The sequence below is a fragment of the Stenotrophomonas sp. Steno-Z10-HUANG genome (assembly GCF_056393075.1).
Window position 1 is genome coordinate 167,446 of the sequence record NZ_JBWJPA010000004.1, and the last position, 16,993, is coordinate 184,438.

Below are 16,993 nucleotides of genomic sequence, written 5' to 3' on the forward strand. Positions count from 1 at the left end.
GCCGCCGGTCCGGCGGTGAAGTGACGTGGTGCCCGGCGCGTGGACGCGCGGGGTGGGGGCGAGGGAGTCGCCGTGGTGATGGGTCCTGCGCAATCCCTGTCTCCTGCACGGAGCGGCCGCGCTGCAGGCTTTCTTGATCGGGCAGGGGCGTTGCCCCGCTCATGCAACCAGGGGAACAGACGATGACGGCAGCCGCATCCGGCGCACTCATCAGCAACGACATCATCGTGTTCGGCCTGATCGCCGCCACGCTGGGCGCGATTTTCTGGACATCGACCAGCAGCAACCGGCTGCTCAGGAAGTTCTACGGCGTCGTGCCGGCGCTGCTGCTGTGCTACTTCATTCCCGGGGTCTACAACACCTTCGGGCTGATCGACGGCGAGACCACCCGGCTCTACAACCCGATCGCACGCGACGTGTTCCTGCCGGCGGCGCTGGTGCTGCTCACGCTGTCCATCGACCTGAAGGGCATCCTCGGCCTGGGCTGGAAGATGCTGGCCATGTACGTGGCGGCGGTGCTGAGCATCATGCTCGGCGCGCTGGTGGCGTTCTGGCTGATGGGCGTGGTCCATCCCGAGACGGTGGCCGGCAGCACCTGGGGCGGCATGGCCGCGCTGGCCGGCAGCTGGATCGGCGGCGGCGCCAACATGCTGGCGATGAAGGAGATCTTCGAGGTCGACGCGACCACCTTCGGCCAGTTCGCGGTGGTCGACGTCGGCGTCGGCTACGTGTGGATGGCGGTGCTGATCTTCTTCGCCTCGCGCGCCCCGGCGCTGGATCGGCGCAGCGGCGCGGACACCACCGCCCTGGACGACCTGCGCGACCGCGTCGCCAGCTACCAGGCGCAACACGCGCGGATTCCCGCGCTGGGCGACCTGATGGTGATGGCGGGCGTGGCGTTCGGCGCGGTGGCGATCTCGCACGCGGTGGCCGGGCCGCTGTCGGCCTGGTTCGCGGCGCATGTCGGCTGGTCGGCCTCGGTGAGCCTGGACAAGCCGTTCGTCTGGGTGGTGCTGCTGGCCACGCTCATCGGCCTGGGCCTGAGCTTCACCCGCGCGCGCGAGCTCGAAGGCGTGGGCGCCTCCAAGTGGGGCTCGATGTTCCTGTACTTCCTGATCGCCTGCATCGGCATGCAGATGGACCTGCTGGCGCTGCTGGAGAAGCCGTGGCTGTTCGCCCTGGGCGTGCTGTGGATCGGCGTGCACATCGTGCTGCTGTGGCTGGCCGGCAAGCTGCTGCGGGTGCCGTTCTTCTATTTCGCCATCGCCTCGCAGAGCAACATCGGCGGCCCCGCCTCGGCGCCGGTACTGGCCTCGGCGTTCCATCCGGCGCTAGCCCCGGTGGGCGTGCTGCTCGGCACCCTGGGCTACGCGGTGGGTACCGGCGCGGCCTACGTGGTCGGCATCACCCTGCGCGCGATGGCGGGAGCGGGCTGAGCGCTTGGCCCGGTTCCCCGCCACCGCGCGGTGGCGCCCGCACCGGCATCGCCCCGCGCGGCGGCAGGCAGGGCCTCCCGCCGCCGGGCCCAACGCCACCGCCGGCATGCTAGGCTTCGCTCCCCCACGCCACGTCATCAACGTGGCGTTTTTGTTTCCCTTCGATCGACAGGAACAGGCCGTATGCCGACCGAAAGCACCCCCGCCCTCATCAGCAACGACATCGTCGGACTGGGACTCATCGCCGCGACCCTGGCGCTGATCTTCTGGCTGGCCAGCGGGCCGACCCCGTTCTGGCGCAAAGTCTTCACCTGGGTGCCCGGCCTGCTGCTGTGCTACTTCGTGCCGGCGATCTACAACACCGCCGGCCTGATCGACGGCCATGGCACCAAGCTCTACAACCCGATCGCCCGCGACGTGCTGCTGCCGGCGGCACTGGTGCTGCTGACCCTGTCGATCGACCTGAAGGGCATCGCCCGGCTCGGCCCGAAGCTGCTGGTGATGTTCGTCACCGGCACCGTGGGCATCATGCTGGGCGCGCTGGTTTCCTTCCAGGCGATGAAGCTGATCCACCCGCCCACCGTGGCCGGGGATACCTGGGCCGGCATGGCCGCGCTGGCCGGCAGCTGGATCGGCGGCGGCGCCAACATGGCCGCGATGCGCGAGACCTTCAATGTCGATGCCACCACCTTCGGCCAGTTCGCGGTGGTGGACGTGGTCTGCGCCAGCATCCTGCTGATGCCGGCGCTGATCTGGCTGGCCGGGCGCGCCCAGTCCATCGATGCGCGCAACGGCGCCGATACCTCGGCCATCGACGACATGAAGCGGCGCATCGCCGACTACCAGGCCCGCAGCGCGCGGATTCCCACCCTGACCGACCTGATGATCATCGTCGGCGTCGGCCTGGGCGTGGTCGGCGCGGCGCATGCGCTGGCCGCGCCGCTGGCGGCGTGGTGTTCGGCCAACCTCAGCTTCGCCAGGCAGGCGTCGCTGGACAACCAGTTCGTGTGGGTGGTGATGCTGTCCACCTTCGCCGGCCTGGCGCTGAGCTTCACCCGTGCGCGCGAACTGGAAGCGGTCGGCGCCTCGCGGATCGGCACCCTGTTCCTGTACTTCCTGATCGCCTGCATCGGTATGCAGATGGACCTGCTGTCGCTGCTGGAACGGCCGTGGCTGTTCCTGCTGGGGGTGATCTGGATGGGCACCCACGTGCTGCTGCTGTACGTGGTCGGGCGCCTGCTCAAGGCGCCGATGTTCTTCCTGGCCATCGGTTCGCAGGGCAATGTCGGCGCGGCCGCGTCGGCACCGGTGGTGGCGGCGGCGTTCCATCCCAGTCTGGCGCCGGTGGGCGTGCTGCTGGGTACGGTGGGCTATGCCACCGGCACGGTGCTGGCCTACATCACCGGGTTGATGCTCAAGTGGATGGCCGGCGCCTGACGCCCATCACCCGGTATCCGGCGCTGCCACCCCGGGCATGACGAAGGCCGCCTCACGGCGGCCTTCGTGCTTCCGGGCCCGGCACCGGGGCTTCAGCAGCAGCGGAAGCCCTTGCCGCCGCCGAAGCGCGCTTCCTGGCGCTCGCGGAAGAAGGTTTTGTAGTCCATGACCTCGCGCTCGGGGTGTTTCTCGCGCATGTGCCGCACGTAGTTGTCGTAGTCGGGCACGCCGCAGCACAGGCGCGCGGTCTGCACCAGGCGCCGCCAGGTGCGGCGGAACGCCTGGTGCTGGCCGGCCGGGACCAGCGCGGTGCCCATTACAGGTCCACCTCGTGCGGCTTCAGTGCCACGTACGGCGTTTCATGGTCGGTGCGCACCGGCGAGCGGCGCGCGGCGGCGATGGTCCTGACCGAATACACCAGCACCGCGAACACCACGAACAGGAACAGCGCGGTGAGGCCGGCGTTGATGTAGTTGTTGACCATCACCTGCTGCATCTGCCCGAAGTCCTTGGACGGCGGCAGCAGGTTGCCGGCGGCGATGGCGTCGCGGTACTTGTGCGCCTGCGCCAGGAAGCCCACCGCCGGCTCGGCGGAGAAGATCTTGATGAAGCCGGCGGCGGTGGTGCACACCAGCAGCCAGATCGCCGGGATGATCGGCACCCAGGCGTACTTTTCCTTCTTGGCCTTGAACAGCACCACCGCGCACAGCATCAGCGCGACGCCGGCCAGCATCTGGTTGGCGATGCCGAACAGCGGCCACAGCATGTTGATGCCGCCCAGCGGGTCGGTCACGCCCTGGTACAGGAAGTAGCCCCACAGCGCGACGCAGCCGCCGGTGGCGATGAAGCTGGCCACCCACGAGTCGGTGCGGCGCAGCGCCGGCACGAAGTTGCCCAGCAGGTCCTGCAGCATGAAGCGGCCCGAGCGGGTGCCGGCGTCCACCGCGGTGAGGATGAACAGCGCTTCGAACAGGATCGCGAAGTGGTACCAGAACGCCATCATGCCGTCGCCCGGCAGCACCGCGTGCAGGATCTGGGCGATGCCCACCGCCAGGGTCGGCGCGCCGCCGGCGCGCGAGAGGATGGTGTTCTCGCCGATCTCGGCGGCGGTGGCGGTCAACTGTTCGGGCGAGATGGTGAAGCCCCAGCTGCTGACCACCTGCGCGGCGTTGGCCACATCGGTGCCGATCACCGCCGCCGGGCTGTTCATGGCGAAGTAGATGCCCGGCTCGATGATCGAGGCCGCGACCATCGCCATGATCGCCACGAACGATTCCATCAGCATGCCGCCGTAGCCGATGTAGGCGGCGTGGCCTTCGTTGGCCAGCAGCTTGGGCGTGGTGCCGGAGGAAATCAGCGCATGGAAGCCGGACACGGCACCGCAGGCGATGGTGATGAACAGGAACGGGAACATGCCGCCCTTCCATACCGGGCCGCTGCCGTCGGTGAACTGGGTCAGCGCCGGCATCTTCAGTTCCGGCATCACGATCAGGATGCCGATCGCCAGGCCGACGATGGTGCCGATCTTGAGGAAGGTGGACAGGTAGTCGCGCGGCGCCAGCAGCAGCCACACCGGCAACACCGCGGCGACGAAACCATAGCCGATCAGCATCCAGGTGATCTGCACGCCGGTGAAGGTGAACATCGGCCCCAGCACCGGGTCGGCGGCGACCCTGCCGCCGTACCAGATCGCCGCCAGCAGCAGGACCAGGCCGACGAGGGAGATCTCGCCGATCTTGCCCGGGCGGATGTAGCGCATGTACAGGCCCATCAGGATGGCGATGGGCATCGTGGCCATGACCGTGAACATGCCCCAGGGGCTGTCGGCCAGCGCCTTGACCACGATCATCGCCAGCACCGCGAGGATGATGATCATGATCATGAACACGCCGAACAGGGCGATGGTGCCGGGCACCGGCCCCATTTCCTCGCGCACCAGGTCACCGAGCGAACGGCCATTGCGGCGGCTGGAGATGAACAGGATCATGAAATCCTGCACCGCGCCGGCCAGCACCACGCCGGCGATCAGCCACAGCGTACCCGGCAGGTAGCCCATCTGCGCGGCGAGCACCGGGCCCACCAGCGGGCCGGCGCCGGCGATCGCGGCGAAGTGGTGGCCGAACAATACGTGCTTGTTGGTCGGCACGTAATCCAGGCCGTCGTTGTGGATCACCGCCGGGGTGGCGCGGGTCGGGTCCACGCCCAGCACCTTGTTGGCGATGAACAGCCCGTAGTAGCGGAACGCGACCAGGTACAGCGACACCGCCGCGGCCACGATCCACAATGCGTTGATGTGTTCGCCGCGGCGCAGCGCCACGACACCCAGGCAGAATGCGCCGATCAGGGACAGCAGCGCCCAGCCGGCCTTGGAGAAACCTTTCATCGAGTCACCTCGCGGGAAGACCGTTGCAAGAGTCCTCCCGCCGCGGCCGGGGGTCAACGCTCCGGCGCGCCGGCGGCGTGCGACTTTGGTCTTAGCCGGCGCGGCTGCCGGGGTGGGATCGCCCGGCAACGCGACACCAACGCCTGTGCTGGAACAATCGGTTGCGGAGATGGCGATTGGCGTGGCCATGGCCGGCGCCCATTGTCGGGAGATCACAAGGGAGGCTTGACCATGAGCGACCACAACCTCGCGCGGGTGCTGCGCAGCATCCGCGGGATGCCCACCTCAGACGGTGCCGGCGTGCGCCTGACCCGGGTGATCGGCACCCCGGCGCTGCCCGATCTGGACCCGTTCCTGATGCTCGACGAGTTCGGCACCGACCGCCCGGAGGACTATATCGCCGGCTTTCCGGAGCACCCGCACCGCGGCTTCGAGACCGTCACCTACATGCTCGACGGACGCATGCGCCATCGCGACAACCACGGCAACGAAGGCCTGCTCACGCCCGGCAGCGTGCAGTGGATGACCGCCGGCCGCGGCCTGGTGCATTCGGAAATGCCCGAGCAGGAATCCGGGCGCATGCGCGGCTTCCAGCTATGGGTGAACCTGCCCGCGCGCGACAAGATGACCGAGCCGAAGTACCAGGAGTTCGCCCCGGACCGCATTCCGCAGGTGGCACCGGCCGAGGGCGTCACGGTCAAGGTGATCGCCGGGCAGGTGGGCGAGGTGCATGGCCCGATCGTGCAGCCGGCCACCGATCCGCTGTACCTGGACGTGGAGCTGGCGCCGGGGCGTGACTGGGCCTACGACCTGCCGGACGGGCACAACGCCTTCACCTACGTGTTCGAGGGCGGGCTGACCCTGGGCGACGGCGAGGCCGCGCGCGAAGTCGCGCGGCACGAGCTGGCCGTGCTCGGCGGCGGTCGCGGGCTGCGCCTGCGCGCCGGCACCGACGGTGCGCGCCTGATCGTGGTGGCCGGGCGCCCGCTGCGCGAACCGGTGGCGCGCCACGGGCCGTTCGTGATGAACACCCGCGAGCAGTTGATGCAGGCCTTCATCGACTACCAGGAAGGGCGCTTCTGAGCGCCGCGCGCGGCCCGGCATGACCGCCGGGACCGCGCCGGCGGGGCGTTACTTGCCGGCGAAGTTGGCGGTCGCGTCGCCGAGGGTGCCGGTCAACTGCTGCAGGCTGGCGAGCTCGGCGGCGTCGCCGGCGTCGATCCAGATCTGCGCGTAGCGGTTGCGGTCGAGCTTGACCGCGGTGATGCGCCGCGTCTCCAGCCCGGGCATGTCGCGCCCGCCCATGTCCAGCCTGTACCAGTACAGTTCCTCGCCGGCGAAACGGCCCTTTTCGGCGCGCAGCGCACGCACCAGGCTCAGCCCCGGGTCGCGCCCGGTCAGCATCACGTTCAATACCGTGCGGCCATCGCCGGTGGTGGCCTTGCAGACGATGAAATCGCTCTGCGCCTGCTTCTGCCACTGCAGGCCGCTGCCGGACGGCAGCAGCGGGCATTGCCCGGCCTGCTGGGCGGAAACAGCGGCGCTGCCGGCCAGCAGCAGCGCGCAAGCAACGATACGAGCGTGTTTGAGCATGCGTTGTCCCCCGGACGCCGGCCACCGCGGGCGCGGCGGCAATGTTGTCTGTCTGCAATCGGATACACCCGCGGGTGCTGTTGCCCCTGCCCGATGCGCGCGTCCCCGTTGCGCGCCAGGTGTGTTTCCACGGTATTACAAAAACGCCGGGCGCCGCAAACCGGCCGCTGGCCGACACGACGACGGCCCCGCGCGGGGGCCGTCGCCGGTGCAGGCCGCGGGCGGCGTCAGCGCGTGTCGCTGCCCATCCACTTGTAGGCCAGGCCGCCGATCAGCGCCCCGAGCAGCGGCGCCACCCAGAACAGCCACAGCTGGCCGATCGCCCCGGGCCCGGCGAACACCGCCACGGCGGTGGAGCGCGCCGGGTTCACCGAGGTATTGGTGACCGGGATGCTGATCAGGTGGATCAAGGTCAGCGCCAGGCCGATGGCGATCGGCGCGAAGCCCGCCGGCGCCTTGCCGTGGGTGGCGCCCATGATCACCACCAGGAACATGGCGGTCATCACCACCTCGCACAGGAACGCGGCGGCCACGCCGTAGCCGCCCGGCGACAGGCTGCCGTAGCCGTTGCTGGCGAAGGCGCCGGCCTGGGTGCCGTCAATGGCGAACCCGGCCTGGCCCTGCGCGATCTGCAGCAGGATGAAGGCCGCCAGCAGGCCGCCCAGCACCTGGGCGACCATGTAGGGCACCAGGTCCTTGCCGGCGAAACGGCCCCCGGCCCACAGGCCGAGACTGACCGCCGGATTGAAGTGCGCGCCGGAGACGTGCCCGAACGCATACGCGCCGGTCAGCACGGTCAGGCCGAACGCCAGCGCCACGCCATGGAAACCGATCCCCAGTGGATTGCCGTCACCGCCGAACTTGGCCGCCAGCACCGCGCTGCCGCAGCCGCCCAGCACCAGCCAGAAGGTGCCGAGGAACTCGGCCGCCAGTCGTTTCCCCATGCTCATCGTCCGCTCCCCCGCAATGACCCGGAATGGGCACCGCGAACATACCCAAGAACCGGCGGGGCGGCGTATTCAAAGCGTTAACCCGGCCCTCAGCCCGGCAGCGGGATGAACTCCTTGTCGTCGCCGGGGATGGTGCCGAAGCGGCCCTCGCGCCAGTCGTCCTTGGCCTGTTCGATGCGTTCCTTCGAGCTGGAAACGAAGTTCCACCACAGGTGGCGGGGGCCGTCGAGCGGCTCGCCGCCCATCAGCATCGCCTTGAGCGGGGTCCTGGCGCGCAGGCGCCCACGCGCGCCCGGCTCCGGGATCACCAGGTGCTGCACCGGGATGTCCACGCCGTCGAGCTGGGCCTGGCCCTCCAGCACGTAGAGCGCGCGTTCCACGTGCGAAGCGTCCAGGTCGATCTCCGCGCCCGGTTCCAGGTCGATGGCGACATTGAGGGTGTCGGCGAACACCCGCACCGGCGATTCCTCGCCGTAGGCGCGGCCGGCGATCACCCGCAGCCAGGCGCCGCCGCGGTGCTGCTGCGGCAGCTGCGCCGCGCTGAAGTGATGGAACTCAGGTGCGGTTTCCTCGTGCTCCTTGGGCAACGCCACCCAGGTCTGCATGCCGTGCAGCGGGTGGTCGTGCGCGCGCTCGGGCGGCGGCGTGCGTTCGGAATGGGCGATGCCGCGGCCGGCGGTCATCCAGTTGACGTCGCCGGGGCGGATGACCTGCTCCGAGCCGAGCGTGTCGCGGTGGCCGATGGCCCCGGACCACAGGAAGGTGACCGTCGCCAGGCCGATGTGCGGATGCGGGCGCACGTCGATGCCCTGGCCGGGCGCGAACACCGCCGGGCCCATGTGGTCGACGAACACGAACGGCCCGACGCTGCGCGCCTGCAGCGTGGGCACGGCGCGGCGCACCTGGAAACCGCCGAGGTCATGGACGCGGGGGCTGATGATCGTGGTCATGGGCGGGCTCCGGTACGGGGACGGGCAGGATGGCATGCGCCGCACGCGGTTGTCGGCGGCGGGACCGTAACGGACCGTTGCCGCGGTGGGCTCAGGCCGCGCCGCGGTCGCGGCGCGAGGCCAGGCGGTCGGCCAGGCGGGTGGGCTCGGGCAGCCGGTAGCGGGTGAGGCAGGCCAGCACCAGCGGCAGGCAGGCCTCCACCGAGACATGGTTGCCCGGGGAGATGAACAGCGGGTTGCAGCGCGGCTTGCTGCGCAGCACCCAGCCGACCTGGCGGCCCTTGTGCGACAGCGGCGCATGGTCGCCCCGCTGCGGACCGGGTTCGCTGTATTCGCCGACCAGCCGGCTTTTGCCCACGCCGATGCTGGGCAGGCCGGTCAGCACCCCCAGGTGCGCGGCGATGCCGAGCCCGCGCGGGTGGGCGATGCCGTGGCCGTCGACCAGCACCAACTCCGGCGCCTCGCGCAGTTGCGCCAGCGCCTGCAGCACCGCCGGCAACTCGCGGAAGCTGAGCAGGCCGGGGATGTAGGGCAGGGCGGTGGGCAGCCGCACCAGGGTCGATTCGAGCGGCTGCAGGCTGCCACCATCGACCCGCACCGCCACCGAACGGGTGGTGCGGCCCTCGTCCTCGAAGCCGCTGTCCACCCCGGCCACGCGCGACGGCAGCGCCGACAGGCGGTCGTCCAGCCGCACCTGCGCGGCCAGTTCGACCTGCTGGCGGCGCAGCGCGGCCAGGGCGGCGGGGGCGATGTCGGCGGGGGGCTGGAAGCGCATGCGGCAAGCCTGCCATGCGCGCCGTGTCGGCGCAGTGCAGGCGGGGCGCGCGGAGCGATGCGGCTACAATCAGCGCGTTGCCTTCCCCCGACCGGAGACTTTCGCAGTGACCCGCAAACTCGTGCTGTTGCGCCATGGCCAGAGCCAGTGGAACCTCGACAACCGCTTCACCGGCTGGGTGGACGTGGACCTGACCGAGCAGGGCCGCCGCGAAGCCGCCGCCGCCGGCCGGCTGATGAAGGAGGAAGGGCTGCAGTTCGACGTCGCCCACACCTCGGTGCTCAAGCGCGCCATCCACACCCTGCAGGGGGCGCTGGCCGAGCTGGGCCAGGACTGGCTGCCGGTGAACAAGTCCTGGCGCCTCAACGAGCGCCACTACGGCGGCCTGCAGGGCCTGGACAAGGCCGAGACCGCCGCGAAACACGGCGAGGAACAGGTCAAGGTATGGCGCCGTTCCTACGACATCCCGCCGCCGCCGATGGACCTGGAAGACCCGGGCCACCCGATCCACGACCGCCGCTACGCCGGCCTGGACCGCAATGCGCTGCCGGGTACCGAATCGCTGGCCACCACCCTGGAGCGGGTGCTGCCGTACTGGCACGATGCCATCGCCCCGCAGCTGAAGGACGGCAGGACCGTGCTGGTCACCGCCCACGGCAACTCGCTGCGCGCGCTGTACAAGTACCTCAACAATGTCAGCCGCGAGGAGATCCTCGAGCTCAACATTCCCACCGGCATCCCGCTGCTGTTCGAACTGAACGATGACCTGAGCGTGCAGTCGTTCCGCTACCTGGGCGACCCGGAAGCGGCCAAGAAGGCGGCCGAGGCGGTGGCCAACCAGGGCAAGGCGAAGTAACCCCGGCTTGCTTGAAGCATCGAGACACCCGGCTGCGGCCGGGTGTTCTCGTTTGTGTCCCCGCCGCTGCCGGTTACCCGACGCCCCCACTGCCCAGCGATGCACCTTCAGTACCGATACGGGACGGGCGCGGTCGCGAGGCAGCTCGGCGTTTGCACTGGACCGGATTGTCGGCGCAGCGCGCGTTGTCGCGCAGGGCGAGATCCTTGCCGACGCCGTAGCCGAACCAGGCCAATGCCAGCAAAAAGAGCATTGCCCAGGGAATGATCCTTTCAAGGTGATCCGGGTTCTGCATTGAAGCGGACGCTGCCTGCGGCGGCGTGTCGGCTTCGAGCAATCGTTCCGGTTCCACACCCAGCGCGGCAGCCATCGCCATCCGTGATTCGTGCGCGGCCCTGCCCCGGCTTCCAGCCGCTGCGCGGTGCGCGGGCTCAACCCGGCCACGGCCGCCAGATGCTCCTGCGACCAGCCGCGCGCCTCGCGCAGTGTCCTGATCCGGTTGCTGTCGATCTTCATCGGTTCCTGGTCCATGTGACCGCATCCATCCTGCCAAAGCAGCGGGCACACTGCCGCAGCGTCGTGGCGGCCGGCCACGACAGCCACACGCCAGATCCACGACAGCCCTTTCCGATCAACGGTTTGTGGAAAGGCCGGGCGCCCGGGCTATGCTGCGGCCGGTTGTTCCATCCAAACGCACGGGGAAGCGCATGAACACGTCCACGGAACGGCGCCATTTCTGGCGCGCACCCTTCCATTCCCCGGCCTGGCTGGTGCGCGCCGATGGCAGCATCCATGGCGGGCAGGTGCACGATGTGTCGCTCAAGGGGGCGTTGTTCGAGACCGAACCCGGTGGCGACTGCAGGCTGCACGAGCGCTGCCAGCTGCAGGTCGAACTGTCGCAGGACACACCGATCCGCATGCAGGCCACCGTGGTGCACGTGGAAGGGCGCCATGTCGGCCTGCGCTGCGACGAGATCGACCTGGACAGCATCACCGCGCTGCGCCGCCTGATCGAACTCAATGCCGCCGATCCGGCGCTGCTGGAGCGCGAACTGGGCGCGCTGGTCCGGTACGGCTGAGCCACGCCGGCCCCGGGGCCGCGCGATGTGCGGGTTGCCTCCCGAGATACGCCCCGCGTCGGCTCGCCGGACCATGACGGCTGGGGGCGTGGCGCTGCGCTACGCTGCACCGGCCCGGCGCCATCGCGTGCGCGTTGCGCCGCCGGCAGGCCTTTCCCGACGAGGAGCAGCGTGATGACCGGCAAGAACACGATCTGCCTGTGGTACGACGGTACCGCCCTGGATGCCGCCACGTTTTATGCGGCGACGTTTCCCGACAGCCGCGTGGGTGCCGTGCATCGCGCGCCCGCCGATTACCCCGCCGGCCGCCAGGGCGATGTGCTCACGGTCGAGTTCACGGTGCTCGGCATCCCGTGCCTGGGCCTCAACGGCGGCCCTGCGTTCCGTCACAGCGAGGCGTTCTCGTTCCAGGTTGCTACCGACGACCAGGCCGAAACCGACCGCCTGTGGAACGCGATCGTCGGCAATGGCGGGCAGGAGAGTGCCTGCGGCTGGTGCCGCGACAGGTGGGGCCTGTCCTGGCAGATCACGCCGCGCGCGCTGACCGCCGCCATCAGCGATCCCGACCCGGCCGCGGCCAGGCGTGCGTTCGAGGCGATGATGGGCATGCGCAGGATCGACATCGCCGCGATCGAGGCCGCGCGTCGCGGCTGAGTCGCGCATCGGCGCGGCATGACCTTCGGCCTATCCGCGGGCGGGCGCCATCGCCTACGCTCGCGGATTGGCCGCGCGCAGGCGCGGCGTTCCCTGCAAGGCCGGAGATCCGCATGACCCTTTCCAAGCTCGTCCCGTTGTCCCTGACCGTCGCCATCGCCGCCTCGCTGGCCGCCTGCGGCGGCAACAGCGACGCCGCACCGCCCGCCGCCGACGCGGCCGCCAAGCCGGCGTTCGACCTGTCGCAGATCAAAACCCCGTCGGTGGCGTTCAACGTGGCCGACCTGGACCCGGCGGTGTCGGCCTGCGCCGACCTCAATGGCTTCGTCAACGGCAAGTGGCTCAAGGCCAACCCGGTGCCGGGCGACCAGGTGACCTGGGGCAGCTTCGAGATCCTGCGCGAGCGCTCGCTGGAGGTGCAGCACGCGCTGGTGCAGCAGGCCGCCGCGGCCAACGCCAAGGCCGGCACCGTGCAGGCGCAGATCGGCGACATCTGGAAGACCGGCTCGGACGAGGCCGCGATCGAGGCCGCCGGCATCACCCCGCTGCAGCCGGAGCTGGACAAGATCGCCGCGCTCAACGACAGCGCCGCCATCGCCGGCTACCTGCGCCAGGCCTACGCCCAGGGCCAGGGCTTCCTGTTTTCGCTGTACGCCAGCCCGGACTTCAAGGACTCGGGCAATGTCATCGCCTATGTCGGCCAGGGCGGCCTGGGCCTGCCGGAAAAGGGCTACTACTTCGACGAATCGCAGGCCGGGATCCGCGAGGCCTATGTCGCCTACATCGAACGGATGCTGGTGCTGTCGGGCGTGGAGGCCGCGCAGGCCAAGGAACAGGCCCAGGCGGTCATGGCGTTCGAAACCCGGCTGGCCAAGGCGTCGCTGTCGCGCATCGAACTGCGCGACCCGGCCAAGCGCTACAACCCGGTCAGTGCCGCCGACGCCGACCGGCAGACGCCGAACTTCAGCTGGACCGCGCTGTTCGACACCCTGAAGGTGCCGGCCAAGGACAAGTTCTCGCTGGCGCAGCCGGGCTTCTTCGCCGAGCTCGACAAGATGCTGGCCGAGGTGCCGGCCAGCACCTGGCAGGCCTACCTGCGCTTCCATACCGTGGACAACGCGGCGCCGTACCTGAGCAAGGCCTTCGAGCAGGCCAATTTCGATTTCTTCAGCAAGACCCTGCGCGGCCAGCAGGAAATGCAGCCGCGCTGGAAGCGCGTGCTGGAGTCGGTCAACGGCGCGATGGGCGAGGCGCTCGGCCAGCTGTACGTGGACGCGGTGTTCCCGGCCGAGTCCAAGGTGGCCATGCAGCACCTGGTGGAGAACCTGTCGGCCGCGCTCAAGGCGCGCCTGGAGACCCTGCCGTGGATGGGCGAGGAAACCAGGAAGAAGGCGCTGGAGAAGTGGGCCAGCTTCACCCCCAAGATCGGCTATCCGGACAAGTGGCGTGACTGGTCGGGCCTGGCCACCCGCGGCGACAGTTACCTGGGCAACATGCAGGCCGCGCGCGCGTTCAACTACCGCTACATGCTGGACAAGATCGGCAAGCCGGTGGACAAGACCGAGTGGGGCATGACCCCGCAGACGGTCAACGCCTACTACAACGCGACCAAGAACGAGATCGTGTTCCCGGCCGCGATCCTGCAGCCGCCGTTCTTCGACGCCAAGGCGGACCCGGCGCTGAACTACGGCGGCATCGGCGCGGTGATCGGCCACGAAATGATGCACGGCTACGACGACTCGGGCAGCCAGTTCGCCGCCAACGGCAACTTCGACAACTGGTGGACCGACGCCGACCGCAGCGCCTTCAACGGCCGCACCGACCAGCTGGTCGCGCAGTTCGATGGCTACGAGGCGCTGCCCGGGGTGAACGTGAAGGGCAAGCTGACCCTGGGCGAGAACATCGGCGACCTCGGTGGCCTGACCGTGGCCTACGACGCGCTGCAGATGGCGCTCAAGGAAGACCCGTCGAAGAACGTGGCCGTCGACGGCTACAGCCAGGACCAGCGTTTCTTCATGAACTGGGCCACGGTGTGGCGCCGCAACTTCACCGAGGGCGAGCTGCGCGTGCGCCTGAACACCGATCCGCACGCACCGGCCAACTTCCGCGCCAACGGTGCGCCGTCGAACATGCCGTCCTTCGCCGCAGCGTTCCAGTGCAAGGCGGGTGATGCGATGGTGCGTGGCGACGACAAGCGCGTGGTCATCTGGTAAACCGCCGGTAGTCCGGCTGGCAACCGACGCAGGGCCCGGCGCATGCCGGGCCTTTGCGTTCTGGCGCCTGCTGCCGCGTACGCCCGCGTGGCGGGCCCGCTGCGGCGATGGCGGTGTCCTGCCGACGGTGGCCGCAGCGCCGGCCTGCGGCCCGCGCTGGCGTCCGTCGCGGGCGACTCAGTGCGCCCGGCGAAGCGGCGCCGCCGCGCGATGCCGTTCGCGCAGATACAGGAACAACGGCAACGCCAGCGACGGGCCGACCAGCAGGCACGACAGCGGCAGCCACAGCCGCGGCATCGCCAGCCTGCGGCCTTCGGCGACCACCAGCACGGCCACGGCGATGCCCGAGACCAGCACGTCCGCCCAAGCAAAGGCCGCGATGCGGCCGGAGGTGGCCTGCTGCACCAGCAGCGGCAGGTCGAGGCCATGCGCGGACAGCCACGGAACGAACTGCGACAGCGGCAATGCCGTGCCGGCGATGCACAGAAGCAGGTAGAGGAACTTCACGGTGTCTCCTGACGTGGGCAATGCGCCATGCGGCTGGGCGCTGCCGGCATGGAGGGGCGGTGGGACGGCACGCGCGCCGGTGCGCCACACCGGTAGCGGTAGCGCACGCATTGCTGGCCGGTGCGGGTGGCGACGCGCCGGCGCCGGTCCGCGTAACGCTGGAAGCCCGCGCCGGCGCGCCAGGTCGCACCCTCGCCGGACAGCCCGGCGATCAGCGCCGGCCCGGTGTCGCCGCGGACCACGACGGCTTTTGTCGGACCGTCGCTTTCCCGGCAGGCGAGGGGGCGGGGCGCGATACGCAGGGCAGGCTTGTCCGCGTCCGACGCGCAGGCGTCGGGGCTTCCGGCCCAATGCCCGGTGAAACGCGCCGGTACGGCCACCCTGCCAGCGCCCGCCAAAGCCGGCAGTGGCGGCAGCCACAGGGTCAACCACAGCAGGTTATCCATTGCTCTCCCTGGCGATCCCGCGCGGCGAGCCGCAGGGCCGGTCGGCCGGCCGCGCTCACCGTGGCGCGTATTGTGCGGCATGCAGCCGGTCACCGGGGCCGCTGCGGCGCTGCCGCGGAGATGCCGGCCGCGGTCGGTCGTGGTATTGATCGGCCACGCCACGGGATGGCGGATCATCGATCAACGGGAGGCACGCATGGTGCCGGAAGCAGGCGGGGCGCACGCGCCGCTGCAGTGGACAATCGCCGCGCTGGCATTCGCCGCGCACCTGCTGGTCGCCGCGCGTGCGCTGACCCGGGCCAACCGCACCCCGGCCTCGCGCGCGGCCTGGGTGGCGGTGGTGATGCTGGCCCCAGGGCTGGGGATGCTCGCGTACCTGCTGCTGGGCGAGACCAGCATCGGCCGCGCACGGTTCCGCCGGATGGAACAGGTACTGCGGCGGATGACGGCGGCCGCGGCCCTGGCGCCGCCGCCCGCAGCGGTTGCGGTGGTGGACGGCGCGGTGCCGCTGCTGGAACTGGCGCGCACCATCAACGGCCTGCCGGCGGTGGGCGGTAACCGGGTGGAGCTGCTGGGCGAGGAGGACAGCCCGGCCGATGCGCCCGAGCGCGATTGCCGCCGCGCGCTGGACGCGCTGGTCGCCGATATCGAACAGGCCCGCGAGAGCGTGCACATCGCCGTCTACATCTGGCTCGACGACGGCGCCGGCGGCCGCCTGGCCGACGCGGTGGCCGCCGCCGCACGGCGCGGGGTGGCGTGCCGGGTGATGGTCGACGCGCTGGGTTCGCGCGCCTTCATCGACGGGCCGCGCTGGCAACAACTGGCCCAGGCCGGGGTCCGGCAGCTCAAGACGCTGGACGACATCCATCGCCTGCAGCACGTGGCGTTCAGCCGCATGGACCTGCGCGACCACCGCAAGATCGTGGTCATCGACAACCGCATCGGTTACTGCGGCAGCCAGAACCTTGCCGATCCCGAGTTCCGGATAAAGCCGGCGCAGGCGCCGTGGATCGACCTGCTGCTGCGCTGCCAGGGGCCGGTGGTGGCGCAACTCCAGTTCCTGTTCCTCAGCGGCTGGATCCCGGAAACCGGCGAAGCCGGGCTGGATGGCTACGCCGCGGCGGCGGCCCCGGCGTGGCATGACGACGGCTGCGTGGCGATGGCCTTCGAGACCGGGCCGGTCGCGCGCCACAACGTCATGGCCGACGTGTACGTGGCCTGCATCTACGCGGCGCGGCGCGAGCTGGTGATCACCACGCCGTACTTCGTGCCGGACGAGTCGATCCTGCGCGCGATCTGCGCGGCGCCACGGCGCGGCGTGCGCACCACGCTGGTGCTGCCGCGGCGCAACGACTCGTGGCTGGTCGGGCAGGCCAGCCGCAGCACCTATGGCGACCTGCTGCGCAGCGGGGTCGAGCTCCACGAGTACCCGCTCGGCCTGCTGCATGCCAAATCCATGACCGTCGACGGACAGGTCAGCCTGGTCGGCTCGGCCAACATGGACCGGCGCAGCCTGGAGCTGAATTTCGAGAACAGCCTGCTGGTCGCCGACCCGCGGGTGACCGCGGCGATCCGCCAGCGCCAGCAGCGCTACCTGTCGGTGTCGGTGCCGGTGACCGTGGAGCAGGTCCAGCGCTGGTCCTTCGCCACGCGGCTGGTGCAGAACGCGGTGGCGATGATGTCGCCGGTGCTGTGAGCGCGCCGGCCCGGCCAG

The 16,993-nt window shown here is 70.1% G+C and carries 17 protein-coding genes and 1 pseudogene; 8 read left to right on the forward strand and 10 right to left on the reverse strand.

What is annotated here, in order from left to right; all coding sequences use genetic code 11:
• Positions 1-182: 182 nt before the first annotated feature.
• Together AC06E6_RS07645 and AC06E6_RS07650 are read left to right on the forward strand one after the other, a co-directional pair.
• Positions 183-1,436 (forward strand): DUF819 family protein, encoded by a 1,254-nt coding sequence (locus AC06E6_RS07645; RefSeq protein ID WP_104938332.1) that lies wholly within the window; start codon positions 183-185, stop codon positions 1,434-1,436.
• A 183-nt stretch (positions 1,437-1,619) separates the two neighbouring features.
• Positions 1,620-2,873 (forward strand): DUF819 family protein, encoded by a 1,254-nt coding sequence (locus tag AC06E6_RS07650; RefSeq protein WP_104938333.1) that lies wholly within the window; start codon positions 1,620-1,622, stop codon positions 2,871-2,873.
• Positions 2,874-2,965: 92 nt separating this feature from the next.
• Here AC06E6_RS07650 and AC06E6_RS07655 read toward each other — a convergent pair whose 3' ends face one another.
• Together AC06E6_RS07655 and AC06E6_RS07660 are read right to left on the reverse strand one after the other, a co-directional pair.
• Positions 2,966-3,190 carry a YbdD/YjiX family protein gene (locus AC06E6_RS07655; protein ID WP_054664081.1) on the reverse strand — a complete coding sequence of 75 codons (225 nt, stop codon included), beginning with the start codon at positions 3,188-3,190 and terminating at the stop codon, positions 2,966-2,968.
• Complete coding sequence (locus AC06E6_RS07660) at positions 3,190-5,256, reverse strand: carbon starvation CstA family protein (protein WP_104938334.1); 2,067 nt, start codon at positions 5,254-5,256, stop codon at positions 3,190-3,192. Before AC06E6_RS07660 ends, AC06E6_RS07655 begins: the two co-directional genes overlap by 1 nt.
• A gap of 231 nt (positions 5,257-5,487) precedes the next feature.
• On the opposite strand from AC06E6_RS07660, the gene AC06E6_RS07665 reads away from it, so the two are divergent.
• A complete protein-coding gene (locus AC06E6_RS07665) occupies positions 5,488-6,339 on the forward strand; it encodes a pirin family protein (protein WP_478060786.1) in 852 nt (283 codons plus the stop codon).
• A gap of 48 nt (positions 6,340-6,387) precedes the next feature.
• Here the strand turns inward: AC06E6_RS07665 and AC06E6_RS07670 are convergent, their stop codons facing one another.
• The 4 genes from AC06E6_RS07670 to nfi form a co-directional block, all read right to left on the reverse strand.
• Positions 6,388-6,849: a hypothetical protein gene (locus AC06E6_RS07670; RefSeq protein ID WP_478060788.1), complete on the reverse strand. Its 462-nt coding sequence runs from the start codon at positions 6,847-6,849 to the stop codon at positions 6,388-6,390.
• 227 nt (positions 6,850-7,076) lie between these two features.
• Positions 7,077-7,799 (reverse strand): aquaporin Z, encoded by a 723-nt coding sequence (aqpZ, locus tag AC06E6_RS07675; protein WP_161614110.1) that lies wholly within the window; start codon positions 7,797-7,799, stop codon positions 7,077-7,079.
• Positions 7,800-7,888: 89 nt separating this feature from the next.
• Positions 7,889-8,749 (reverse strand): pirin family protein, encoded by an 861-nt coding sequence (locus tag AC06E6_RS07680; protein ID WP_478060790.1) that lies wholly within the window; start codon positions 8,747-8,749, stop codon positions 7,889-7,891.
• A gap of 91 nt (positions 8,750-8,840) precedes the next feature.
• Complete coding sequence (nfi, locus tag AC06E6_RS07685) at positions 8,841-9,524, reverse strand: deoxyribonuclease V (RefSeq protein ID WP_240211614.1); 684 nt, start codon at positions 9,522-9,524, stop codon at positions 8,841-8,843.
• Between the two features lie 106 nt (positions 9,525-9,630).
• Here nfi and gpmA point away from each other — a divergent pair, with 106 nt between their 5' ends.
• Positions 9,631-10,380, forward strand: coding sequence for a 2,3-diphosphoglycerate-dependent phosphoglycerate mutase (gpmA, locus tag AC06E6_RS07690; RefSeq protein WP_104938339.1), 750 nt, complete (start codon positions 9,631-9,633; stop codon positions 10,378-10,380).
• 73 nt (positions 10,381-10,453) lie between these two features.
• On the opposite strand, the gene AC06E6_RS07695 is transcribed toward gpmA, so the two are convergent.
• Both AC06E6_RS07695 and AC06E6_RS07700 read right to left on the reverse strand, forming a co-directional pair.
• On the reverse strand, positions 10,454-10,756 hold the full coding sequence (locus AC06E6_RS07695) for a hypothetical protein (RefSeq protein ID WP_240211613.1): 303 nt from the start codon (positions 10,754-10,756) through the stop codon (positions 10,454-10,456).
• 35 nt (positions 10,757-10,791) lie between these two features.
• Positions 10,792-10,911, reverse strand: a pseudogene (locus AC06E6_RS07700) (helix-turn-helix domain-containing protein); the annotation flags it as partial.
• Positions 10,912-11,087: 176 nt separating this feature from the next.
• Here AC06E6_RS07700 and AC06E6_RS07705 point away from each other — a divergent pair.
• From AC06E6_RS07705 to AC06E6_RS07715, 3 genes are all read left to right on the forward strand, one after another.
• The gene (locus AC06E6_RS07705; RefSeq protein WP_313247491.1) at positions 11,088-11,459 is read left to right on the forward strand and encodes a PilZ domain-containing protein; all 372 of its coding nucleotides are present in this window, start codon (positions 11,088-11,090) and stop codon (positions 11,457-11,459) included.
• Between the two features lie 174 nt (positions 11,460-11,633).
• The gene (locus AC06E6_RS07710) at positions 11,634-12,113 is read left to right on the forward strand and encodes a VOC family protein (protein WP_104938341.1); all 480 of its coding nucleotides are present in this window, start codon (positions 11,634-11,636) and stop codon (positions 12,111-12,113) included.
• 113 nt (positions 12,114-12,226) lie between these two features.
• Positions 12,227-14,326 carry a M13 family metallopeptidase gene (locus AC06E6_RS07715; protein ID WP_240211612.1) on the forward strand — a complete coding sequence of 700 codons (2,100 nt, stop codon included), beginning with the start codon at positions 12,227-12,229 and terminating at the stop codon, positions 14,324-14,326.
• Positions 14,327-14,503: 177 nt separating this feature from the next.
• On the opposite strand, the gene AC06E6_RS07720 is transcribed toward AC06E6_RS07715, so the two are convergent.
• Together AC06E6_RS07720 and AC06E6_RS07725 are read right to left on the reverse strand one after the other, a co-directional pair.
• Positions 14,504-14,833: a DUF2834 domain-containing protein gene (locus AC06E6_RS07720; protein ID WP_104938342.1), complete on the reverse strand. Its 330-nt coding sequence runs from the start codon at positions 14,831-14,833 to the stop codon at positions 14,504-14,506.
• Entirely contained in the window at positions 14,830-15,279 is a 450-nt protein-coding gene (locus AC06E6_RS07725; RefSeq protein WP_478060794.1) for a hypothetical protein, read from the reverse strand. Before AC06E6_RS07725 ends, AC06E6_RS07720 begins: the two co-directional genes overlap by 4 nt.
• 196 nt (positions 15,280-15,475) lie before the next feature.
• Between AC06E6_RS07725 and AC06E6_RS07730 the strand changes: the two genes are divergently transcribed.
• Complete coding sequence (locus tag AC06E6_RS07730) at positions 15,476-16,975, forward strand: phospholipase D-like domain-containing protein (protein WP_478060795.1); 1,500 nt, start codon at positions 15,476-15,478, stop codon at positions 16,973-16,975.
• The last annotated feature ends 18 nt before the right edge of the window (positions 16,976-16,993 follow it).